General features: G+C 56.3%; 23 protein-coding genes. 13 read left to right on the top strand and 10 right to left on the bottom strand.

Going from position 1 to position 22,723, the window contains the following annotated elements; all coding sequences use genetic code 11:
• Positions 1-1,005: an NAD-dependent epimerase/dehydratase family protein gene (locus tag AC4GMC_RS07590; protein ID WP_487877198.1), complete on the bottom strand. Its 1,005-nt coding sequence runs from the start codon at positions 1,003-1,005 to the stop codon at positions 1-3.
• 107 nt (positions 1,006-1,112) lie between these two features.
• Entirely contained in the window at positions 1,113-2,801 is a 1,689-nt protein-coding gene (locus AC4GMC_RS07585) for an acyl-CoA dehydrogenase family protein (RefSeq protein WP_487880178.1), read from the bottom strand.
• Positions 2,802-2,999: 198 nt separating this feature from the next.
• On the opposite strand from AC4GMC_RS07585, the gene AC4GMC_RS07580 reads away from it, so the two are divergent.
• Positions 3,000-3,755, top strand: coding sequence for a sulfite exporter TauE/SafE family protein (locus AC4GMC_RS07580; RefSeq protein ID WP_487877201.1), 756 nt, complete (start codon positions 3,000-3,002; stop codon positions 3,753-3,755).
• A 29-nt stretch (positions 3,756-3,784) separates the two neighbouring features.
• Here AC4GMC_RS07580 and AC4GMC_RS07575 read toward each other — a convergent pair whose 3' ends face one another.
• Positions 3,785-5,383, bottom strand: a complete 1,599-nt coding sequence (locus AC4GMC_RS07575) for a phosphoenolpyruvate carboxykinase (RefSeq protein ID WP_487879127.1) — start codon at positions 5,381-5,383, stop codon at positions 3,785-3,787.
• Between the two features lie 293 nt (positions 5,384-5,676).
• Between AC4GMC_RS07575 and AC4GMC_RS07570 the strand changes: the two genes are divergently transcribed.
• From AC4GMC_RS07570 to AC4GMC_RS07540, 7 genes are all read left to right on the top strand, one after another.
• A complete protein-coding gene (locus AC4GMC_RS07570; protein WP_487877928.1) occupies positions 5,677-6,378 on the top strand; it encodes a response regulator transcription factor in 702 nt (233 codons plus the stop codon).
• Positions 6,375-8,102 (top strand): sensor N-terminal transmembrane domain-containing protein, encoded by a 1,728-nt coding sequence (locus tag AC4GMC_RS07565; RefSeq protein WP_487877929.1) that lies wholly within the window; start codon positions 6,375-6,377, stop codon positions 8,100-8,102. Before AC4GMC_RS07570 ends, AC4GMC_RS07565 begins: the two co-directional genes overlap by 4 nt.
• Positions 8,103-8,111: 9 nt before the next feature.
• Positions 8,112-8,576: an HPr kinase/phosphorylase gene (locus AC4GMC_RS07560; RefSeq protein ID WP_487877930.1), complete on the top strand. Its 465-nt coding sequence runs from the start codon at positions 8,112-8,114 to the stop codon at positions 8,574-8,576.
• Positions 8,577-8,657: 81 nt separating this feature from the next.
• Complete coding sequence (gene rapZ / locus AC4GMC_RS07555) at positions 8,658-9,560, top strand: RNase adapter RapZ (RefSeq protein WP_487877931.1); 903 nt, start codon at positions 8,658-8,660, stop codon at positions 9,558-9,560.
• 9 nt (positions 9,561-9,569) lie between these two features.
• Positions 9,570-9,968 (top strand): PTS sugar transporter subunit IIA, encoded by a 399-nt coding sequence (locus AC4GMC_RS07550; protein ID WP_487877932.1) that lies wholly within the window; start codon positions 9,570-9,572, stop codon positions 9,966-9,968.
• Positions 9,965-10,234, top strand: a complete 270-nt coding sequence (locus AC4GMC_RS07545; RefSeq protein ID WP_487877933.1) for an HPr family phosphocarrier protein — start codon at positions 9,965-9,967, stop codon at positions 10,232-10,234. The genes AC4GMC_RS07550 and AC4GMC_RS07545 overlap by 4 nt, the downstream gene beginning before the upstream one ends.
• 19 nt (positions 10,235-10,253) lie before the next feature.
• On the top strand, positions 10,254-11,123 hold the full coding sequence (locus AC4GMC_RS07540; RefSeq protein WP_487877934.1) for a lysophospholipid acyltransferase family protein: 870 nt from the start codon (positions 10,254-10,256) through the stop codon (positions 11,121-11,123).
• Here AC4GMC_RS07540 and AC4GMC_RS07535 read toward each other — a convergent pair.
• Positions 11,120-11,995, bottom strand: coding sequence for a 3-hydroxybutyryl-CoA dehydrogenase (locus AC4GMC_RS07535; RefSeq protein ID WP_038008015.1), 876 nt, complete (start codon positions 11,993-11,995; stop codon positions 11,120-11,122). The two genes, AC4GMC_RS07540 and AC4GMC_RS07535, sit on opposite strands and share 4 nt — an antisense overlap.
• 164 nt (positions 11,996-12,159) lie before the next feature.
• Between AC4GMC_RS07535 and AC4GMC_RS07530 the strand changes: the two genes are divergently transcribed.
• Positions 12,160-12,978 carry a DUF6473 family protein gene (locus AC4GMC_RS07530; RefSeq protein WP_487878130.1) on the top strand — a complete coding sequence of 273 codons (819 nt, stop codon included), beginning with the start codon at positions 12,160-12,162 and terminating at the stop codon, positions 12,976-12,978.
• A 63-nt stretch (positions 12,979-13,041) separates the two neighbouring features.
• Here the strand turns inward: AC4GMC_RS07530 and AC4GMC_RS07525 are convergent, their stop codons facing one another.
• From AC4GMC_RS07525 to AC4GMC_RS07500, 6 genes are all read right to left on the bottom strand, one after another.
• Positions 13,042-13,968 (bottom strand): electron transfer flavoprotein subunit alpha/FixB family protein, encoded by a 927-nt coding sequence (locus AC4GMC_RS07525; RefSeq protein WP_487878129.1) that lies wholly within the window; start codon positions 13,966-13,968, stop codon positions 13,042-13,044.
• Position 13,969: 1 nt separating this feature from the next.
• The gene (locus AC4GMC_RS07520) at positions 13,970-14,731 is read right to left on the bottom strand and encodes an electron transfer flavoprotein subunit beta/FixA family protein (protein ID WP_487878128.1); all 762 of its coding nucleotides are present in this window, start codon (positions 14,729-14,731) and stop codon (positions 13,970-13,972) included.
• Between the two features lie 306 nt (positions 14,732-15,037).
• Positions 15,038-15,610, bottom strand: a complete 573-nt coding sequence (locus tag AC4GMC_RS07515) for a cob(I)yrinic acid a,c-diamide adenosyltransferase (protein WP_487878127.1) — start codon at positions 15,608-15,610, stop codon at positions 15,038-15,040.
• Entirely contained in the window at positions 15,610-15,819 is a 210-nt protein-coding gene (locus tag AC4GMC_RS07510; RefSeq protein WP_038008020.1) for an HIG1 domain-containing protein, read from the bottom strand. Before AC4GMC_RS07510 ends, AC4GMC_RS07515 begins: the two co-directional genes overlap by 1 nt.
• A 33-nt stretch (positions 15,820-15,852) precedes the next feature.
• Positions 15,853-16,677 (bottom strand): SDR family NAD(P)-dependent oxidoreductase, encoded by an 825-nt coding sequence (locus AC4GMC_RS07505; protein ID WP_487878126.1) that lies wholly within the window; start codon positions 16,675-16,677, stop codon positions 15,853-15,855.
• 57 nt (positions 16,678-16,734) lie between these two features.
• The gene (locus AC4GMC_RS07500) at positions 16,735-17,199 is read right to left on the bottom strand and encodes an SH3 domain-containing protein (protein ID WP_487878125.1); all 465 of its coding nucleotides are present in this window, start codon (positions 17,197-17,199) and stop codon (positions 16,735-16,737) included.
• Between the two features lie 138 nt (positions 17,200-17,337).
• Here AC4GMC_RS07500 and AC4GMC_RS07495 point away from each other — a divergent pair, with 138 nt between their 5' ends.
• From AC4GMC_RS07495 to AC4GMC_RS07480, 4 genes are all read left to right on the top strand, one after another.
• Entirely contained in the window at positions 17,338-19,635 is a 2,298-nt protein-coding gene (locus AC4GMC_RS07495; protein WP_487878120.1) for a DNA topoisomerase IV subunit A, read from the top strand.
• Positions 19,636-19,644: 9 nt separating this feature from the next.
• Positions 19,645-20,853 carry a DUF898 family protein gene (locus tag AC4GMC_RS07490; protein ID WP_487878119.1) on the top strand — a complete coding sequence of 403 codons (1,209 nt, stop codon included), beginning with the start codon at positions 19,645-19,647 and terminating at the stop codon, positions 20,851-20,853.
• Positions 20,850-21,998, top strand: a complete 1,149-nt coding sequence (locus tag AC4GMC_RS07485) for a M48 family metallopeptidase (protein WP_487878118.1) — start codon at positions 20,850-20,852, stop codon at positions 21,996-21,998. Before AC4GMC_RS07490 ends, AC4GMC_RS07485 begins: the two co-directional genes overlap by 4 nt.
• A 68-nt stretch (positions 21,999-22,066) precedes the next feature.
• The gene (locus AC4GMC_RS07480; protein ID WP_487878117.1) at positions 22,067-22,651 is read left to right on the top strand and encodes a hypothetical protein; all 585 of its coding nucleotides are present in this window, start codon (positions 22,067-22,069) and stop codon (positions 22,649-22,651) included.
• Positions 22,652-22,723: the final 72 nt, after the last annotated feature.

The following is a 22,723-nucleotide window of genomic DNA, read 5'->3' as shown; positions in this document are numbered from 1 at the left end:
CTAAGCGCCAGAAATGACAGCTTCAGCGGAGCGTTTGATCGCCGTATCCGATGGGACAAAGCGGTAGCCAAGCCCTTCGGTAGTGGCACGTGTGTCGACCTGCATCGGCAGGCCAACTTGGGGCATCGCAGTTTTGAGCGAAGCGTCAAACATCGCAAGCGCCTTGAGCAAGAACCGCGGAGCCGGTTTGGTAGCGATTTTTCGCTTTGGGTAAGTGGCGGCTAACAAAGCGCCGATTGCGGGCATCCGCAGCACGTCGTCCGTGGCCATAATTCGCTGCCCGATTGTCTCAGGGCGTTCCAACGCCACGATGTGAAGGGCCGAGACATCCTCAATATCAACCACAGGAATGGGGATGTCCGGCAGCATTGGGTCCTTGCCGGACATGACCCGTTGGATCAGTTCCAGCGAGGTGCCAAAGCGGTTGTCCATGGGCGTGCCGCACACAAGGCCGGGATTGACAGTTGTCAGTTGCACCTCTGGGTTTCGTTTGACGAAATCCCATGCGGCTTGCTCTGCGAGGGTTTTGGATTTGATATAGGCCGAGGCGCTTTTGTGGGCCACATCGGTCCAATCGGCGGCGGTGGCGGCGTAGCCCGCAGGCCGTTCCGCATAGAGAATAGCCACCATGGATGAGGTTAATACGACGCGGTTCACCCCTGCGATGCGCGCAGCCTTGAGTGCGCGACGCGTGCCGTCGACTGCGGGGCGGATCAGGTCCTCTTCATTCTTGGGAGAGGCCATAGGAAAGGGGGATGCGGTATGCAGGATGGCCTGACAACCGGTGACGGCAGCATCCCAACCAGCATCACGGGTCAGGTCCAGCTCAACAAAAGTGAGGCGCCCATCACCGGGGTCTTGGACGGCGGCCCGAACCTCATCCGCGCGATCCATGCTGCGCAGTGATCCTCGGACATGGTAGCCTTTTTGCAAAAGGTCATAGGCGATGCGTTTGGCAATGAACCCGCTGACGCCAGTGAGCAGGATAGGGCGCGTATCTGTCATGGTGATCTCCCTCGTGACCTAACAGCTGTGGCTGAGGGCGAAAAAAAGCAACCCCCGACGCTAGGGAATAACGCCGGGGGTGTTGATCTGCTGAGAAAAGAGGCGGTTCAGCCAAGCAAGCGGCGGGCAATCACCTGTGCTTGGATTTCAGCGGCGCCCTCAAAGATGTTCAGGATGCGGGCATCACACAGTACGCGCGAGATTTTGTATTCAAGCGCAAAGCCGTTGCCGCCGTGGATTTGCAGGCCGTTGTCGGCCGCCGCCCACGCTACGCGGGCGCCGAGCAGCTTGGCCATGCCAGCCTCAAGGTCGCAGCGACGACCTTCGTCTTTTTCGCGGGCCGAGAAGTAGGTCAGCTGACGGGCGATCATGATCTCAACGGCCATCATCGCAAGCTTGCCAGAAACACGGGGGAATTCGATCAGCGACTTGCCAAACTGTTTGCGGTCGATCGCGTATTGCATCGCGATGTCGAGAGCGCATTGCGCGACACCAACCGCGCGGGCCGCAGTTTGGATCCGCGCACTTTCGAAGGTTTCCATGAGCTGTTTGAAGCCCTTACCCTCTTCTCCGCCGAGCAGGTTTTCACCCTTTACGTGGAAGTTGTCGAAGCCCAATTCGTATTCTTTCATGCCGCGATAGCCGAGGACCTCGATCTCACCGCCGGTCATGCCGGGGGTGGGGAACGGGTTTTCGTCCGTGCCTGGGGTTTTTTCCGCAAGGAACATCGACAGACCTTTGTAGTTGGTCGTGTCGGGATCGGTCCGCGCTAGCAGCGTCATAACCTGCGTACGGGTCGCATGGGTGATCCAAGTTTTGTTGCCCGTGATCTGGTAATCGCCGTTCTCATCTTTGACGGCGCGGGTGCGCAGGCTGCCAAGATCAGAGCCGGTATTCGGTTCTGTGAACACTGCAGTGGGCAGGATCTCGGCGGAGGCTAATCGCGGTAGCCAGCTTTGTTTTTGCTCTTCGGTGCCGCCCGCAAGGATCAACTCAGCCGCAATTTCCGAGCGCGTGCCCAACGAGCCGACGCCGATGTAGCCCCGTGACAGTTCCTCGGATACGACACACATGGATGCCTTCGAGAGACCGAACCCGCCGTATTCCTCGGGGATGGTCAGTCCAAATACGCCCATCTCGGCCAGTTCCTCGATGATCTCCATCGGGATCAGCTCATCCTTGAGGTGCCATTCATGGGCAAAGGGTTCGACCTTTTCCTTGGAATAGCGGAAGAACTGCTCGCGGATCATTTCCAGCTCTTCATCAAGGCCGGAGGTGCCGAACATAGCCTCGGCCTGACCCTCTTGCATCAGCTCAACAAGGCGGGTGCGTGCGACTTGGGTGTTGCCATTCTGCGTGAGCAGTTGGACCGCCGGCGTCATCAGCACGGCCTGATCCTCTTGCGATAGGCCGATATCTTGTGGGCGCAAGATTTCGCCTTGGTTCATCGGGATGCCGCCGTACATCTGCCACAGGTACTCTCCAAAAGCGATCTGATGGATCAGTTGGTTCATCTCGTTGAAAGTGCCGTCTGCGCTCATCCGCTCGGCCCAGCCCTGCATCTGACGCAGCGATTCGACATATGTGGCCAGCCAAGCAAAGCCATGGGTCGCGGTTTGGTTTTCTTCGATCAAGCGGCCGGAAATGCGGTCATTGTCGGTGACTTGAACGGTGATCAACGCCTTGGCGCGGGCCAAAAGGGCCTCTGCTGCAGCGACGGCATCGCCTGTCAACGCAAGCAGGTTTGGCAGAATGGCAGGTGTTTCGATGTGGCTCTCGGCGGCGTCACGGGGCATGGTCGTCTCCTAGCATCATTTTGTCGGGTCTTCGTACCGACTGTGCAATTGCAGCGCAAGAAAATTCTGCATATGCAATCTTGGGCGAACTAAAATGTCTCGACGGATTTTTGGGTGTTCGTCAATCCATTGGCAGGTAGGTTGCCGTAACGATAGCACAAGACTGCGTTGTGCGCAGCTAAAACAGGGACACGCATCATGGAACTTATGTCGCTGGGGGCCTTTGCTCTGGCTGTGGCGATCACGTTTTTTGGCGGCTTTGTCAAAGGGGTGGTGGGATTTGCACTGCCCTTGATCATGATTTCCGGGTTGTCGACATTTTTGGATCCGCAGTTGGCCTTGGCAGGGGTTATTCTGCCGATTGTGGCGGCGAATGTGACCCAAACCTTGCGGGCTGGGGTTGGGCCAGCGGTTGCTGCGGCGCGGCAGTTTTGGCGTTATTTGGTCGTAGTCTGCATCATGATCTTGCTTGCGGCGCAGTTGGTCACCTCTTTGTCGCCTCAGGTTTTCTCATTGGTTCTGGGCATTCCGGTGGTCGTGCTCTCGGTTATTCAACTGGCAGGAAAAACGTTTCACATAGCGCAGCAGCATCGGTGGTGGACCGAATGGGTTGCGGGCCTCATTTCGGGCACGATGGGTGGGCTGACGGGTAACTGGGGATCAACGACTGTGTTGTACCTGCTGGCAACGGATGTCCCCCGCGCGCAACAGGGCGTGGTGCAGGGCGTGATCTATGGGCTTGGATCATTCATGCTGCTTGTGGCGCATCTGAAATCCGGGATCCTCAACCTAGAGACCGCGCCATTTTCAGCCGCGCTGTTGATACCAAGCATGTTGGGGATGTGGGTTGGGTTCGCTGTGCAAGACAGATTGCCCGCGGCAGCCTTTAAGCGGGCAATCTTGATTGTTTTGCTCGTGGCCGGCGCGAACCTGATCCGCAAAGGGTTGGCATGAGGCGGGGATGCCCGCCTCAGCACGCATAATTAGCCGATTGCGCAGGCTTTGACGTCTTCGTCGATGAAGGGGACGTATTGCGCAAAGTTGTCCGAGAACATGGAAACCAGTTTTGCGGCCTGTGCATCGTAGGCTGCGGGGTCTGACCATGTTGTGCGTGGATCAAGCAAGCTGTCGTCGACGCCTTGGCATGCGACGGGGACGTCGAAGCCAAAGTTGGGGTCGCGACGGAATTCACAATTGCTGAGATCCCCGTTCAAAGCAGCCGTGAGAAGTGCGCGGGTTGCCTTGATCGGCATCCGCGAACCTGTGCCATAGGCGCCGCCGGTCCAGCCAGTGTTGACCAGCCAACAGGTAGAGCCGTTTTCGGCGATTTTGCTGCGTAGAAGGTCGCCATACACTTCGGGACGGCGGGGCATGAAGGGTGCGCCAAAGCAGGTCGAGAATGTCGGTTCTGGCTCTGTCACGCCACGCTCAGTGCCTGCAACCTTGGAGGTAAAGCCAGACAGGAAGTGGTACATGGCCTGCGCTGGCGTAAGCCGCGCGATGGGGGACAGGACGCCGAACGCATCGCAGGTTAGCATGATGATGTTTTTGGGGTGACCACCCAGCGCGGTGTCCGACGCGTTAGAGATGTATTCCAGCGGGTAGGCGCAGCGCATGTTGGCCGTAAGGCTGTCGTCATCAAAGTCCAGATCGAAGGTGTTTGGATCAAAGACCATGTTTTCGATCACTGTGCCGAACTTGGACGTGGTGTCGTAGATTTCGGGTTCCGCTTCACGGCGCAGATTGATGGTTTTGGCGTAACAGCCGCCTTCAAAGTTAAAGATACCACGCTCGGACCAGCCATGTTCATCATCGCCGATTAGGGTGCGACCGGGATCGGCCGATAGCGTGGTTTTGCCTGTGCCCGACAGACCAAAGAACACGGCCGAGTCGACGGGGTTGTCGATGGCGTGGTTGGCGGAGCAGTGCATGGGCATGATGCCCTTGGCAGGCAGTAGATAGTTGAGCAGCGTAAAGATCGATTTCTTGTTTTCGCCCGCATACTCGGTGCCGCCGATCAGGATCATCTTGCGCTCAAAGTTCATGGCGATGACCGTGTCAGAGCGGCAATTGTGACGCTCTGGGTCGGCCTTGAACGTGGGGCAGTTGATGACCGTAAATTCGGGGGCAAATGTTTCCAGTTCTGCGGGCTCAGGGCGGCGCAGAAGGTGGCGAATGAACAGATTGTGCCATGCAAGCTCGGTCACCATGCGCACGTCTAGACGATGCGCGGGGTCGGCGCCGCCAAACAGGTCCTGCACGAAATAATCGCGACCTTTCATGTGGGCGAGCATGTCCTCGTAGAGGGCATCAAACCCCTCGGGCGACATCGCGGCGTTGTTGTCCCACCAGATCGTGTCCACTACGTCAGCGGTTTTTACTACGTGCTTATCTTTGGGCGAGCGACCGGTGTATTTACCGGTGGTCGTCATGAACGCACCACCTTTGCCGAGTGTCCCTTCGCCGCGTTCAATCGCTTGCTGGATGATCGCTGGTTCAAGCAAGTTATAATAGACCGACCCGAGCCCGGAAATGCCTTGGGTTTCCAGCGTGTGCGCTGGGTTAACGCGTCCGATGATCATGATCGTGCTCCCGCGGATTTTGTCCCGCTCTAGGTCGAAATACAAACAGCAGCCAATATGACTACACCCTCGTGGCTATATCATGACGTATTTTGGCTTGAACAGGACGCAAGCGCGCAGTTAGCGCAACCAAATTGCCGCTGTTAGCGCAAATTATGGGACTATTAACTTTGATCAGGCCTTGTACGCGGCAGGATCACCGCGGCTGATTCGTTTTTTGTTGATTCTCACTAGTGAAAGTCGGACAGTAAGCAAAAATTTAGGCAAATTGGGCAAAATAAGGAACATTGCACATGTCGCGGATTGCTCTGGTCGATGACGATCGAAATATTCTCACGTCAGTCTCGATGACTCTGGAGGCAGAGGGTTTTGAGGTCGAAACTTATAATGATGGCCAGTCGGCTCTGGATGCGTTTATGCGCCGGATGCCTGAGCTTGCTGTGCTGGACATAAAGATGCCCCGCATGGATGGCATGGATCTGTTGCAGCGTCTGCGCCAGAAAAGCTCGGTCCCGGTGATTTTTCTGACCTCTAAGGACGATGAAATTGATGAGGTTTTGGGCCTGCGGATGGGGGCCGACGATTATGTGCGCAAGCCGTTTTCGCAGCGTCTGCTCGTCGAACGTATTCGCGCTATTCTACGCCGTCAGGAGGCGATTGCTTCTGATGAAACCGATACGCCCGAGGAAACCCAAGCGCTTGTGCGTGGTGATTTAACCATGGACCCGCTGCGGCACGCAGTGAAGTGGAAGGGCAACGATGTAACTCTCACCGTAACCGAGTTTTTGCTTCTGCAAGCATTGGCCACGCGTCCCGGCTTTGTTAAAAGTCGAGATCAATTGATGGATGTGGCCTATGACGATCAGGTCTATGTGGATGATCGAACAATCGATAGCCACATCAAACGGTTGCGGAAGAAAATGCGCATGGCTGATGCCGAGTTCTCCGCGATTGAGACGCTGTACGGCATTGGGTACCGATACAACGAAGAATGACGGCGGACGCCATTATGCAAACCGCTTCGCGCGGACGCAGGCCTGAAAGTGAGGTGGTTCTTGGTGAAGACTGGGACCGCCCCATTGGTGCTTTAGAAAGCGAATTGGTCTCGGCGCGCGAACGTCGTGGTATGATTTCACTCAATCGTTCGCCGCTTGCCCGCAAGATCATCGTGTTCAACATGTTGGCGATCTTGGTGCTTGTTGCTGGTGTGCTGTTTCTGAGCCCGTCGCGCGACAGCCTTGTGACACAGCGCGAAAAGGCCTTGGTGGTTGAGGCGCAGTTGATTGCTGACATCTTTGAGGCGTCCTTGCCCGGAGTTGAGAGTGGGTCGCTTGCGTCCCTTGCGGACGTAGATGTGACCGAGGTGTTGGCTGCTATCGACTTGCCCGTCGGGGTTGAGGTGCATGTGTTTGACGACCGTCAGAGGCTTGTGGCGGCAACCACTGCCGATGCGCAGCCCGCCGGTACCGTCCGGGGGCTACAGCAAACAACTGACCGTACTAACGTCATCACCAACCTGCTCAATTGGGTGTGGGACGGTGTGGCAGGGGTTATGTCGGCAGAACAGGCCCCGGTGATCACCACGCCCACGTCCCAAGTGGCGCTGGAAATGGTGCGTGAAATTGGCCGGGCTGAGACGCTTATCCGCGGCCGCGAAATTGAGACCGGCACAGTCTATACAGTGGCCACGCCCATCGGCACAGGTGCTGTTGCACTGGGCGCGATTGCCGTGACCAGCCGCGCCGGAGAAATTGACGCCCTTGCCCGCGCGCAGCGGGAACAAGTGCTGCAGATGTTTGTGATTGCCCTGATGGTTTCGATTGGCCTGAGCCTTCTGCTCGCCTCTACTATTGCCAACCCGCTGTCTGATTTATCGGCTGCAGCCGAGCTTGGCCGGGACAAAAATGCCCGCAAGATGAGCCCAAATAGGGTGCGTATTCCGGACCTAACCGCGCGCCCTGATGAAATCGGGCGGTTGTCCGGTGCGCTGCGGGGTATGGTGTCTGCGCTTTACGATCGGATCGATAGCAACGAACAATTTGCGGCTGATGTGGCTCATGAAATTAAGAATCCGCTGGCGTCCCTCCGCTCGGCGGTCGGCACGATGCGGTTGGCTAAGACTGAGGATCAGCGCAGTACGTTGTTGGATGTGATCGACCATGATGTGCGCCGCCTTGATCGGCTAGTGTCTGATATCTCGAATGCGTCGCGGCTCGATAGTGAGTTGGTGAAGGAAGAGGAAGAACCCTTCAATCTCATCAAGATGCTCAACAATCTGACACTTTACCATTCTGAGGAAGCAAGCGCGCGCGACATCGATTTTATCGCGGATCTGCCGAAAGAGCCGATTGTGATTATGGGGCTTGAGGCCCGTCTCGCGCAGGTTTTCGTTAATCTGATCACCAATGCGCTGTCGTTTTGCGACGCCGGTGACGCGGTGCGTATTTGGGCGCGTCAGCGTGACAATCGGGTGCTGATCGTGGTCGAAGATACAGGGCCGGGCATTCCTGAACAGGCTTTGACAAAAGTGTTCAATCGGTTCTATTCCGAACGGCCCCAGCAGCAGTTTGGCAACCATTCGGGGCTAGGCTTGGCCATCTCTAAGCAAATCGTTGAGGCCCATGGCGGGGTTATCTGGGCTGAGAATATTCGGCCCACCGATATGGACCTTACGTCCGAGCCGCTAGGCGCGCGGTTCGTGGTTGGACTGCCGATCTAAGTGACATCGATGCCAGCAGATAGTCTGTGCACGGTGCAAGAGCTGGGACGTTGGCGGGCCCATGCAACGTGCGTTGCCGACGGGGATCACGGGGTTTTGATCCTAGGCAAGAGTGGGGCTGGCAAAAGCACGCTTGCGGCTGAGTTGATGGCTTTGGGATGCGCGTTGGTGTGTGATGATGTTGTGGAAATCGAATTGGAGGGCCTTGGAAACCTCATGTGTATGCCGCCGAAAAATGCACCTGAGCAGTTAGAGATGCGCGGGTTTGGTCTTCTCTCAATTCCCTTGAAACGTTCTGCAAAATTGACGTTCTGCCTATTGCTGACAGAGGATGCCGCCCCGCGTTTTCCACCAGAGGAAACCTTGACTTTTGATGAGTGTAGAGTCCCGCTTTATCGTGCGTGCCACGGTGTTGGTCTGGCGTCTAAAGTAGTTCTGTTGTTGCGGCATGGAGGGCGGACTTTGCGTGCTTAGTGGGCGGTTGGCAGTGCCATGTCATTTGCTTCTGCATCTGCTACCGCTACCATCCTAACACGTAATAATACCGTGAGCATAATGACCGACGTGACACCGGACCCAACCCCTGTTGTTTTCGTGACTGGCCCCTCTGGCGCAGGGCGATCCACTGCGATTGCTGCTCTTGAGGACCTTGCCTATGAGGTGATTGATAACCTGCCTTTGTCGCTTGTGGGGCGGGTGTTGAATGGTCCCCCGACGGGCCGTCCACTGGCTCTTGGGATCGATACCCGCAACCGTGATTTTAGTGTCCAGCGTTTTGCAGATCTGGTCGCAAAGCTGCGGGCAAACCCAGCCGTTGGGTTGAATGTCCTCTATGTTGATTGCGCGCCCAATGTTCTGTTGCGTCGCTATTCCGAAACGCGCCGGAGGCATCCGGTTGCAGATGGAAAAGACACCGAAGGTGGTATTGCGCAAGAAATGCTCTTGCTAGAACCGCTTAAGGAGCAGGCTGATCATTTTATCGATACCAGTCAGCTCAATATTCACGAGTTGCGGGCAGAGGTTGACCGTATTTTTACGGTTTCGGAGGCGACGCGATTGGCGGTCTCTGTTCAAAGTTTTAGCTATAAGCGCGGGCTTCCCCTAGGCCTTGATCTGGCTTTTGATGTTCGTTTCCTTCGCAATCCGCACTGGGCGCCTGATCTGCGGGAAAAGACCGGCCAATCGCAGGAAGTTGCGGCGTATATTGCGAAAGACACCCATTATTTACCGTTTCGTGCGAAGGTTGAGGACTTGCTTTTGATGCTTCTGCCCGCCTACGAGGCAGAGGGAAAATCGCACCTTACGATTGGGTTGGGCTGTACGGGTGGGCAACACCGCTCTGTTGCCGTAGCGGAAAGCCTTGCGGTGACCCTTGCGGAAAGTGGCTGGAGAGTGTCTTTAAGACACAGGGAATTGGAGCGGCGCAGCGGTCAGACGTGGCGCCCGGTGAAGAGGTAGAACCCACAGGTGATTGGGATCGTCATCGTTGCCCATGGGGGGCTTGCACGGGAATACCTGGCCGCGATCGAACATGTCGTTGGCCAGCAGACCGGTATTGTCGCGATAGCTATAGAGCCTGATCACGACAGAGATGTGAAAAAATCCGAAATTTGCACAGCCGCGAACGATGTTGACAGTGGGGATGGGGTGGTTGTCGTCACTGACATGTTTGGCGGCTCTCCTTCGAACCTGTCGTTACCTGCGTGCATGGCCGCCGATAGGCGTATTTTGTATGGTGCCAATCTTCCGGCTCTGATCAAACTGGCCAAGTCGCGTGGACGCCCCGTCGGGGAGGCTGTCGATCTAGCGCGTGACGCTGGGCGACGGTATATCAACAGCTTTGATGCTACGGCGGGCAACGCATGACAGCACGCATACTCCCCATCGTGAACCAAAAAGGTCTGCACGCGCGGGCTTCAGCTAAATTTGTCGAATGTGTTGAAGGCTTTGATGCCTCCGCCATGGTCCGTAAAGACGGGCTTGAGGCGTCAGGCGATTCGATCATGGGGCTTTTGATGTTGGCAGCATCTAAGGGAACGACTATTGAGGTCGAAACTTCGGGCGCGCAAGCGGACGCCTTGGCCGACGCACTGGCCAATTTGGTGGCCGCGCGCTTTGGGGAAGACGTCTGAACGGGGAGCCCCGTAAGCTTTGGTGGACAATACGCACGAATTAGACGGCGCGGATGGGGGCACTGACCCCAATTACGTGGCCTATGATAAGAAGCGTCTTTCTTACGCGAACACGTTTGAAAACCCGTGGAAAGCCAACACAATCCGCGTGATGGAGTGGACGACTGGCAAAATACGTCTGCTGCGTCTGATCCGGCGGTTCGAGCGGGAAGGTGTCCAAACCGGGCAGGGTTTTTGGGGGCATGCTCTCAAGGTGATGGGTATTGACCTGATCACACCCGCTGACCAAATTGCGCGCATCCCTAAGACGGGTCCGGTGATCGTTGTGGCCAATCACCCGCATGGGTTGGTGGATGGCATGGTTTTGGCCGAATTGATTGGTCGGGTCCGAACGGACTACAAAATTCTGACGCGATCTTTGCTGACCGGTATCCCCGAGATCGAAGAATTCATGATCCCTGTGCCGTTTCCGCACGAAGAGGATTCTTTGAAGAAGAACCTCGAAATGCGCAAAGCCTCGAATGCGCACTTGGAGAACGGCGGCGTGATCGTCCTTTTCCCGTCAGGCTCAGTTGCCGCTTCTGAGACTTACTTCGGACCAGCGATTGAAAAGGAATGGAACCCGTTCACCGCCAAAATGATTCAGAAATCGGCGGCGGTTGTGGTGCCTGTGTTCTTTCCCGGGCAGAATTCGCGGTGGTATCAGATTGCGAATATCCTTTCGGCGACTTTGCGCCAGGGTCTGCTTTTGCACGAAGTGGTTTATGCATTGAACAAGCCGCAGGCCCCTGTGGTGCGTGCGCCAATTGAGCGATCTGAGATCGTGAAGTGGGCGACAAACCCACGTGGCTTTGTCGCTTGGCTACGGGAAAAAACTCTGAGCGATTAGCGGGTCGGGACAGGTGGGTTCTGACGATAGTCGTAGAAACCACGTTCCGTTTTGCGGCCGAGCCAGCCAGCTTCCACATATTTCGTCAGAAGCGGGCAGGGGCGATATTTGGTGTCCGCAAGGCCGTCATGCAGCACGTTCATAATGGCAAGGCACGTATCGAGGCCGATGAAGTCCGCGAGCTCTAGTGGCCCCATAGGATGGTTCGCGCCTAGCTTCATGGATTCGTCGATGGATTTTACGTTCCCGACCCCCTCATAAAGCGTGTAGACTGCCTCATTGATCATCGGCATCAGGATGCGGTTCACAATGAACGCCGGAAAATCTTCCGCAGTTGCGGCAGTTTTCCCCAGCCTCTCAACGACCTTGCGACAGGCGGAAAAAGTCGGCTCGTCCGTAGCGATACCACGGATCAGTTCGACCAACTTCATGATTGGAACGGGGTTCATAAAATGAAACCCCATGAACTTTTCGGGTCGGTCCGTGCGGCTCGCGAGGCGCGTAATTGAAATAGACGATGTGTTGGAGGTCAGGATCGTGTGGGGTTGGAGGTGGGGCAGAAGGTCTTCGAAAATTGCCTGTTTGACCGTTTCACGTTCCGTCGCGGCCTCGATCACCAAGTCGGTCGCACCCAGATCCGGAAGGCGCAACGTGGTTGAGATCCGACCGAGGGTGGCATCTTGATCGGCTTGCGTGATTTTCTCACGGCTGACTTGGCGTTCAAGATTTTTGCGAACCGTAGTCATCGCGGCGTCGAGTGAGTCTTGGGAAATATCATTTAGAATCACATCGTAACCTGCCAATGCGCAGACATGTGCAATGCCATTGCCCATCTGACCTGCGCCTACGATGCCGATTTTCTGAATATCCATTCTGGCTCTCCTGCCGTGTGTTGGCTCAAATTACGCGGGATAGCGAAGGGTCACAAGCCACGGTGTTGTTGAAAAAGAAAGGCAAATTGCTCGGTTAGGTTATCAGTAACGGCTTTATTGCAATGTCGTGCTTGGGTGAGTCGAACATTGGTGGGAATAGGCAGATGACCTATGAAAGAATGGCGCAGCCCGCGCTTGAGTATTACCCGTGCACATACGGCGCATCGAAGACACTGTTTCGGGGGCCTAAGAAGGACCGTCGCACGCCGTATGTCGCTGTTATTGGCGGCTCAGAAACGTATGGCCGCTATGTTGAACGGCCCTTTTCCGAACTCTTGGAAGATAAGATTGGCCTGCCGTGTGTGAACTTTGGTCAAATGAATGCTGGGGTGGATGTATTTGCGGCAGACGCAACGGTACTGGATATGGCCTCTGAGGCAGATATGACAATTGTGCAGGTTCTGCCTGCCCACAACATGTCCAACCGATTTTATCACGTTCATCCGCGCCGCAATGACCGCTTCTTGAAACCCTCTGCGTTGATGCAAAACCTGTTTCAGGACGTTGATTTCAGTGAATTCCATTTCACGCGTCACATGCTGGTGACACTCAAGGCCTGTTCGCCGGACAAGTTCCGGATGATTGAGCAGGAATTGTCTGCGGCATGGACTGCGCGGATGCGTTTGCTGCTTACGCGGATAACGGGGCGCAAAATGCTCTTGTGGCTACCTGACGCAACTCCACCCGCGCACGGGGCAGAACTTGGGCCGGAGCCGCTTTTTGTGTCAGAACGCATGGTCGATGATTTGCGACCATTGGTTGATGACGTGCTGCGGTACGATCCGGCTCAGACGCGGGCCAACGCGGGCATTCACGGGATGAAGGTGCCCGAAATGGAAGTGCCAGTGGCGCAGCAGCTTTTGCCTCCGGCATGTCACATAGAGATTGCCGAGAAACTGGCTGGTGTCGCCGCCTTTGCCTAAGGATAGTGCAAAAGAAAACGGCCCGCAAAATGCGGGCCGTTCCCAGTAAGACTTGCTAAGCGCTTAGAGTTTTTCGAGCAGCTCTGGTACGGCGTCGAACAGGTCAGCAACCAGCCCGTAGTCAGCGACTTGGAAGATAGGTGCTTCTTCGTCTTTGTTGATGGCGACGATGACTTTGGAGTCTTTCATGCCGGCAAGGTGCTGAATCGCACCCGAAATGCCGACCGCAACGTAAAGGTCCGGTGCCACGACTTTGCCGGTCTGGCCGACCTGCCAATCGTTCGGAGCATAGCCCGAGTCAACCGCGGCACGGGATGCACCAACAGCTGCGCCCAGCTTGTCTGCGAGCGTTTCGATCATTTTGAAATCGTCCTCGGAGCCGACGCCGCGGCCGCCAGAAACAACGATGCCCGCGGATGTCAGTTCGGGTCGGTCAGAGGCGGCAACCTTGTCTTCTACCCACTCCGAAATTCCGGAGTTGGCGGCCGCTGCAATGCTCTCAACCGAAGCCGAACCGCCTTCGCCGGCGGCATCAAACGTCGCGGTGCGAACCGTTAGCACTTTGATCGCATCTGCGGATTTGACGGTCTGGATCGCGTTGCCTGCGTAGATGGGGCGCTCGAACGTGTCCGCATCAACAACAGCCGTTACGTCAGAGATCACCATAGCATCCAGCAACGCCGCGATGCGGGGCATCACGTTTTTGGCGGTTGCTGTCGCGGGTGCTACGATGTGGCTATAGTCTCCGGCCATGCCGACTACCAAATCGGCAAGAGGTTCTGCGAGATCGTGTCCATAAGCGGCGTCATCCGCGCAAAGAACTTTTCTTACGCCATCGAGTTTAGCGGCCGCTTCTGCTGCGCCACCACACCCTGCGGAAGCACACAACACGGTTACATCGCCCATCGCCTTAGCGGCAGTAAGCGCTTTTGCTGTTGCGTCCACGGCCAAAACGCCGCCCGAGACTTCTGCAATAAGAAGAACAGTCATCTTAGATCACTCCTGCTTCGTCTTTGAGTTTCAAAACAAGCTCGTCCACGGACGCGACTTTGACGCCGGCTGCGCGGGCCGCTGGTTCGGTCGTTGTGACGACACTCAAGCGTGGGGTTACGTCAACGCCCAGATCGCCTGGTGTTTTGGTATCAAGCGGCTTTTTCTTTGCCTTCATGATGTTAGGCAAGGATGCGTAGCGTGGCTCATTCAAGCGTAGATCCACGGTCACAACGGCTGGCATTTTGACTTTGATCGTTTGCAAACCGCCGTCCACTTCACGTGTCACGGTTGCGCTATCGCCTTCAATCGCCAACTCAGACGCAAATGTTGCTTGGCTCCACCCGAGCAGAGCCGAGAGCATCTGGCCAGTCGCGTTCATGTCGTTGTCGATGGCTTGCTTGCCACAGATCACGAGGCCGGGCTGCTCTTCGTCGACGAGGGCCTTAAGAACCTTAGCAACGGCAAGAGGTTCGATGTCGGTGTGCACGTCGTCGGCGGCTTCGACCAAGATAGCGCGGTCTGCGCCCATAGCTAAAGCAGTCCGCAGCGTTTCTTGCGCCTTTGCAACGCCAACAGAAACGACGACGATTTCATCCACTTGACCCGCTTCTTTCAAGCGGATCGCAGCTTCGACCGCGATCTCATCAAAGGGGTTCATGGACATTTTGACGTTTGCGAGATCGACACCGCTTCCGTCCGCTTTGACGCGAACTTTTACGTTATAATCGATCACGCGTTTCACCGGTACGAGGACCTTCATTGCGCGTTTCTCCTGTTCGACTCGGGCCTTCGTGAAATATAGCCCGAAATTTTCACCGCATTGATAACCACTGTGCATCGCGGGGCATAGAGTAAATTTTCAAAACCTACGATCTTGTAAGCAGGGCTTCCTGCGGATGCATTTAAACCCTGCGTTTGGCTGCAGTATGGCTTGGGTAACATCTGGTTACCATCGCTAGATGGCAGCTTTGTGCGTTGCTTCTGCTCTGTTTGCGCCGTTTCGTATGCTGTTTCACGACGTAGGCGCCGCCAGAGGTCAAACCAGTGACAGCGCCCGTATTTAAGGTTAGCGGTTCGCGCCAGGAACCCACAGAACGTCATCTTTGCCACCGTCGTTGGCAATGCGGCCCGCTACAAAAAACCAGTCGGACAACCGGTTGAGGTATTTTACCGCAGCCGGATTGATCGCCTCAACTGTCGCTAGCTCAACCGAGAGACGCTCTGCGCGGCGGGATACGGTCCGGCACAGATGCATTTGTGCGGCCAGCGCACTGCCGCCGGGCAGAATAAAGCTGCGCAATGGTTCCAGTGCCGTGTTCATCTCATCAATCTCTGCTTCAAGCCGCTGAATTTGAGCATCGGTTACGCGCAGGGGCGGATATTCGCTTTCGGCGTCTTTCTCCATGTCGGGGCGACACAGGTCTGCGCCAAGGTCGAACAGGTCATTCTGGATTGCCGCCAATTGCGCGTCCATCTCACCGCTGCTGTGCTGCCGCGCAAGGCCAACGGTAGCGTTCGTCTCATCCACCGTGCCGTAGGCTGTGACCCGCAGCGAGTGTTTGGCTACCCGTGCTCCATTGCCCAATGCGGTTTCACCCGCATCACCCGTTTTGGTGTAAATCTTTGAAAGAACGACCATTATTGACCTCCGACGCCGCGTAGTAAGAGAAAACCAACCATCAGGGCCACGGCCCCTAACTGGGCATACAGCCGGAGCCGCATGACTTTATTGGCGTGTTTTTTATTAAAGCCGCCACCGGAGCCAAAGCCGCCGATGCCGAACAACAAGATGCCCGCCACAACAAGGCACGCAGCCGCTGCTATGTAGAACAAGGGATCGCTGAACATGTTTATTCCTCTCTTTGGCGGTGACGTAGCGGTCTAGAACCGGCTGGCCACAAAATCTATGCCCGAAGTGGGTAAAAGCCGTTTTAGCGTGCCCATTAGGTAGGTGGGAAAGGTCACGTAATAACGCGCGCGGGGTGTTGGCGCTTCTAGGGCATGGATCAGTTTTTTGGTCACAGCCGTGGGGGGCAGTTCAAACGGATCCGGCCCGGAGGACGTGTAGAGCCGTTGTTTTAGCGCCTTGTAGTCATCGACTCGGGCGCTGTTCTCCCAATTGATCCACTTTTCAAAATGGGGAATCGCGTTTTCTCGGATTTTGGTGGTGATGGGGCCGGGCTCAATTAGAACCGGGAATATCTGGGTGCCGCGCATTTCTAGCCGCAACGTGTCCGTCAGCCCCTCAAGCGCGAATTTGGTCGCGTTGTAGGCTCCGCGCCACATCAGTGGTGAGAATCCGAGGATAGAGGAGCATTGCACGATGCGCCCGTGACCTTGCGCGCGCATCACCGGGATCACGGCGCGTGTCAGTGTGTGGTAGCCGAAAAAGTTGGCTTCAAAAATCTGACGCAACGCGTTGGTAGGCAGGTCTTCGACCAAACCGGGGATCGCATATGCACCGTTGTTAAACACAGCGGTCAACGTGCCACCGGTATCTGTTAGTACCTCTGCAAGGGCGGCCTCGATGGTTTCGGGGGCCTCATAGTCCAATAATGGGGCAACAAATCCTTGATCCGACAACCTGTCACAATCGATTTGCTTGCGGCACGTGGCAAAGACCTGCCACCCACGGTCACGTAGCGTGTGCGCCGCGTCTAGCCCGATGCCGCTGGAACACCCTGTGATCAATATGGATTTTTGCATTGCGCCCTCTTTTCGTGGGGCAACGTAAGGGCGCATTCGGTGGGGTCAATGGACTGTTCAAAGCAATTCGAGAAACTGGGCGGACATGTATCCGGACAGGCCTGTGTTTAGGTCTCTGATCTCGATCCAACCATTGCTCTCGGGACCGAGTGCTTCGGTCACGCTGCCCAGCGATAGGGACATCACAATATCAGTCGCAGTTGAGGGGCCGGTACGTAGGTTCACGCGGGTTCCGGTGACTGTAAATAAGGGTAATTCCTCAATCGGAACCGTATTTTGTTGGGCCGCTGGCTCGGCGCTCACTTCAATGGCTAGCACGGGCTGTGGTGCGGCGCGTGCTGCTGTGACCGTTGGGCGGTCAACGGATACAATCGTCGGCTCCGAATAAATTGGTACACGGACGGTGCGCGGGGGCTGGTCGCGCAGGGCTGGGTCCGATTGGGATATCGTATCAGTGGGTGTGCCCCAAATAAGGAAGCTGGCCCAAAGTGCAGCAATCAATATGATAGAAAGGCGAAGCAAAACGCAGCCCTCCGTAAATGGTTAAAATAAAATAAATGTGCAGCAAAAGGCAGCGCTACGAATCTTTAGACACTAACTTACCATTTTTTGGCCGCGTTGTCTGTTTACGCTGGAAATCGCCTACAGTAGACCAAGCATATGAGTGATCCCATCGACACACCCGAAGCTATCGCAGAACCACTTTCGCGCGCCATTGGGGAGCGCTATCTAACGTATGCCTTGTCCACGATTATGCACAGGGCCTTGCCGGATGCGCGTGACGGGCTGAAGCCGGTTCACCGGCGTATCCTTTTTGCGATGCGCGAATTGCGCCTTTCACCGACGGGCGGTTTCCGAAAGTCTGCCAAGATTTCTGGCGACGTAATGGGCAACTATCACCCCCATGGTGACGCCGCGATTTACGATGCGATGGCCCGCTTGGCGCAGGATTTTGCTGTTCGCTATCCGCTGGTGGACGGGCAGGGGAACTTTGGCAACATTGACGGCGATAACCCCGCCGCGAGCCGGTATACCGAGGCGCGTATGACCGCCGCGGCTGAGGCGCTTTTAGAGGGGCTAAACGAAGACGCCGTTGATTACCGTGACAACTACGATGGCACATTGCGTGAACCAGTGGTTCTGCCTGCGGCGTTCCCGAATCTATTGGCGAATGGCTCGTCCGGGATCGCAGTTGGCATGGCGACCAACATTCCGCCCCACAACCTCGAAGAACTGATCACGGCCTGCCTGCACCTTATCAAGACGCCTAATGTCCGCGATGAAACGCTGGTAGACATGATCCCTGGCCCGGACTTTCCGACCGGTGGCGTGCTCGTTGAGCCGCGCGAAAACGTGCTTGAGGCTTACAGAACAGGGCGTGGCTCTTTCCGGTTGCGCGCTCGTTGGGAGATTGAGGATTTGGGCCGCGGACAATGGCAAATTGTCGTGACTGAAATCCCCTATCAGGTGCAAAAATCGCGGCTGATCGAAAAACTGGCTGAAGTTATTCAGACCAAAAAAGTCCCGATCCTAGCGGACGTGCGCGACGAAAGCGCAGACGACATCCGCATCGTGCTAGAGCCAAAATCCAAAAACGTGGATCCAGACGTTTTGATGTCGACACTGTTCCGGGCCAGCGATCTCGAAACGCGGTTCTCGTTGAACATGAACGTCTTGATCGATGGTGTGACCCCAAAGGTTTGCGGTCTGCGCGAAGTCTTGCAGGCGTTTTTGGACCACCGTCGCGTCGTGTTGCAACGTCGCTCACGGCACCGTTTGGCGCAGATTGACCATCGGCTTGAGGTACTTGAGGGCTTTATCGTGGCCTTCCTTAACTTGGACCGCGTTATTGATATCATCCGGTACGATGATGCACCCAAGCGTGCGTTGATGTTCGAGGATTGGGGCGTCAGCCATGCGCGCGCGCAGGATGAAGCCGACTATGTCAGCCCCCTGCCAACCGATCGGTCCGAAGCCCTCAGCGAGGTGCAGGCCGAAGCGATCCTGAACATGCGCTTGCGCGCGTTGCGACGGCTCGAAGAGTTAGCGCTGCTTACGGAGCGTGACGCGTTGATGGAGGAGCGTGCGGGCCTTGAGGACCTTCTGGAAAACGATGATGTTCAGTGGAAAGCCATCTCGGATCAATTGCGCGAAACGCGGAAACTGTTCGGGAAAGGTGTTGAGGGCGGTGCGCGCCGTACGACCTTTGCTGAGGCCCTAGAGGTCGCAGAAGTCCCGCTTGAGGCGATGATTGAGCGTGAGCCGATCACTGTCGTCTGCTCCAAGATGGCTTGGGTGCGGTCCATGACGGGACACATTGATCTGGCGCGCGAGCTAAAGTTCAAGGACGGCGACGGCCCTCGCTTTATGTTCCATGCAGAGACTACGGATAAGCTGTTGGTGTTCGGCTCGAATGGACGCTTCTACACAGTGTTGGCGGCCAATCTTCCCGGCGGGCGCGGTATGGGCGAACCCCTACGCCTGATGGTGGATCTGCCCAATGAGGTCGAGATTACGGATATTCTGATCTACCGCGCTGGGGGCAAACTGCTTGTTGCCTCTAGTGCGGGTGACGGGTTTGTCGTCGCGCAGGACGACGTGGTGGCCCAAACACGATCGGGCAAACAGGTGCTGAACGTGCGCGGAGATGTGCGTGCGACTGTCTGTGCGCCAGTGGCGGGTGATCATGTCGCCGTGGTCGGTGAGAACCGCAAAATGTTGGTTTTCGCCCTCGATGAATTGCCAGAAATGGCACGCGGCAAGGGCGTTCGTCTTCAAAAGTATAAGGACGGCGGCCTAACGGATGCGCGGACCTTTACACTCGCCGATGGCCTTAGCTGGCTTGACCCCGCTGGCCGCACGCGCACCGAGACTGATCTAAGCGAATGGACGTCGAAACGCGCCTCTGCTGGGCGCATGGCGCCACGGGGCTTCCCACGGGACAACACCTTTACCTAAGGCACCAAAATGGCCGATGACACGCTGGAAACTGCCGTAAAAGGAGCACGGATCGACCTGCTGGGGTTGGTGCTCAAGACCGGCAGTTTGATGGTTGTGACGCTCGGGCTTTATTCATTTTGGGCGCGGACCCGATTGCGTCGGTGGCTGTGGTCCAGCGTGCGCCCGGGCGGGATGCCGTTAGAATACACAGGACAACCGCTTGAAAAGCTGATCGGTTTCTTTGTCGCAGCTGTCTTGTTGGTGTTCTACGTCGGCCTTGTGATGATGTTGATCCTCTTCGCGAGCCTTAATCTTACCGGCGATACGACGGCTGGTTTCATTGTGGCCCTCGCGCTGATCCTGCCGCTCTATTTTATCGCGCAGTACCGCGGGCGCAGGTATCTTGTGAACCATACGTCATGGCGGGGCCTCGCATTTTCCATGGAGCCCGGTGCGTTTGGCTACATGTGGCGGGCGTTTTTGTACTATGGGCTGGTGATTGCGACGTTTGGGTTGCTTTTGCCACTGGCGACATTTCGGCTACGCAAATTCATCGTTGATCGTACGTGGTTTGGGGATCAGCCGTTTTTCCAAAGCGGCCGTTTTACTATGCTGTATGCGGCGTATTTCCCGTTTTTGGTGTTTGGCTTGGCGACGATTGGTTTGCCGGCTGCGGCATCCTTTAATGGGACGGGTGGTAACCTAGGTTGGCTGTTCATCACTGTGCCGGGCATGGTCCTCGGGTGGATATATTATCGGGTCGCAAGCTTTCGGGTGCTATTGTCTGAAACGCTGTATTCCGGTGGGACTGAGCTGGAAATTCACCCGCGCACAGGCAAGATCATCAAAATCCATTTGCTTGGAAACCTGATCATCTTTCTTATCCTTTCGATCCTTGTCCCGATCCTTGTGGCGATGTTGTTTGCGATTTTCGGAGCCTTGGGCGCGAGCCTTCCGTCCCAGGATATCCTGACCGAGAAATTCTCGCTTGGTGCGCTATTTAACCTGCCAGAGTGGATCATTCTTGCGAGCACCATTTTGATCTACTTCAGCTTTTTTGTCCTGCGGGCGCAGTTTAAACATGTGTTCGTGACGTTCCCGATGCTGCGGCATGCAGCTGAAACGTTGCTAGTGCATGACGCCAGCGTAATATCCGCGACACGCCGCGGGGCTGATCATCATATGGCGGATGCGGATGGGCTGGCGGGATTCTTTGACTTTGGTGGCGGGATATGAACGGCCCACAAGTCCCCTCCGACGATTATTTCGGCGACTATTATGATGGTGAGCGTGCGCTGGCGCAGCGAGTCGCGGTTCGCGAAGACCACGGCGATTACGGCGATGTTCTCGTCCTCGATCTACCGGATGGGCAGAACGTCGTTTTGTGGCCCTGTGATGCGGTGCGCACGCTGCCCGATCAGTCGAACTATGACACTCTGACGATCGGGTTAGATGATAATACCAACGCGCGCTTGGTCCTGCGGGATCCGGTCGCGTGCGCGATGGTGGCGCGGGCTTGTGCAAATCTTGGCACGCCTTTGCGCCCACCGTCAAAGTGGCGTCAAGCGATCGCGGCTACCACAATCGGCGCCGTATCCGTGGCCGCATTGATCTTGGTGGTATTGCCGATGCTTGCGGGCTTGCTGGCGGGCTTTACCAATGTGCGTGCCGAGTTAAAAATGGGCGAGACGCATTTCGAAATGACACGCAGCGCGTTTTCACCCAGCAATACGCCGTTAAAGTTCTGCGCAGCCCCTGACGGGGTCGCGGCAATGGACAAGATCGCTGCGCGTATCGCTGAGGGTGTCGCCTTGCCCTATCCGCTCAAGGTGGCGGTTTTGGATGACCGCGCGAACCAAATCCCTAATGCCTACGCGTTACCCGGTGGCTACATTACTTTTTTCGATTCGCTCATCCAACTCTCCGAGAGCCCGGATGAAGTTGCCGCCGTGTTCGCCCATGAATTGGGGCATGTCGTGTTGGACCACTCTGTCGCCAGCGTGTTGGAGCGGATGACAACCTTTGTCATCGTCTCGCTCTTGTCTGGTGATTTCACGGGGGCTGCGGGTTTGGGGGCTGGTATCATCAGCTCAGGTTATTCGCGTGCAGCCGAAACAGAGGCGGACGTCTACGCGCAGGAGCGGTTGACTGACGTGGGTCTACCACCGGCGGCCTTGGGCAGCTTGTTCGCCCGCATGTCCGAAGATCACCCCGAGGTTACAGGCGTCTTGGCGCATCTGTCATCTCACCCCGAAATGGCGAACCGGATCCAAGCCGCCGCAGCGGCAGATACGGGGGCTTCAACTGCGCCCGCATTGTCGGATGTCGAATGGCAAGCGCTACGCGACATTTGTAGTGTTGTGTCGAACGACGCGCCCTAACAGAGCCAAGCAACCGTTGCGCCTACAGGTGTCGTGGGCTACCCCAAGGCATGAATTTGGAGGGCAGAATGGGCGTTTTTCGCAATACTTTGACGATTTTGGCGGTGCTATTGGTGTCGGCTTGTGCCTCTGAGGATCCGTTGATCTATGAACAGCCCGATATGGGGTCGTTCCAGATGAAGTGGAACATCGTGGTCGCTGATAATGCGCGCCTTGTGCCGCCCTCGCGCTCTGCAACGCCTGCTGAATGGCAAGACATCCTTGGGGCTGAGATTGATCGCCGGTTTTCGGGTTACGCTGGCGGGCGTGATTTTCATATCGCGGTAAATGTGGATGGCTATGCGCTTGCACCTCCGGGCATTCCGGTACTTCTGGCGCCAAAGTCCATTCTCGTGCTTTCGGCCAATGTTTGGGATGATGCTGAGGCACGCAAACTGCACGCCGAGCCTGAGCGCATCACAGTTTTTGAGGGCGCGAACGCGACGACAATCATTGGCTCTGGTTTCACAAAAACCAAAGAAGAGCAGATGCGCGCCCTGTCGCGAAATGCCGCGAGAGCCATCCAGAATTGGATCCTGACCAACCCCGACTGGCTGGCGCTGCCGCCACTTCCTTCGCCTCAGACACCAGAGGTCGCAGCACAGGTCGAATGACCGCTTGATTTTTCCCTACCAGGGGTCTAAGCCGCGCGCGATGTGGGGCGGGGGCATTGGCCCAGCCACTTC

The organism is Thalassobacter sp., assembly GCF_982993085.1.
The sequence above is the reverse complement of the archived record's forward strand: the minus strand, read 5'-3'. Positions and strand labels throughout refer to the sequence as shown.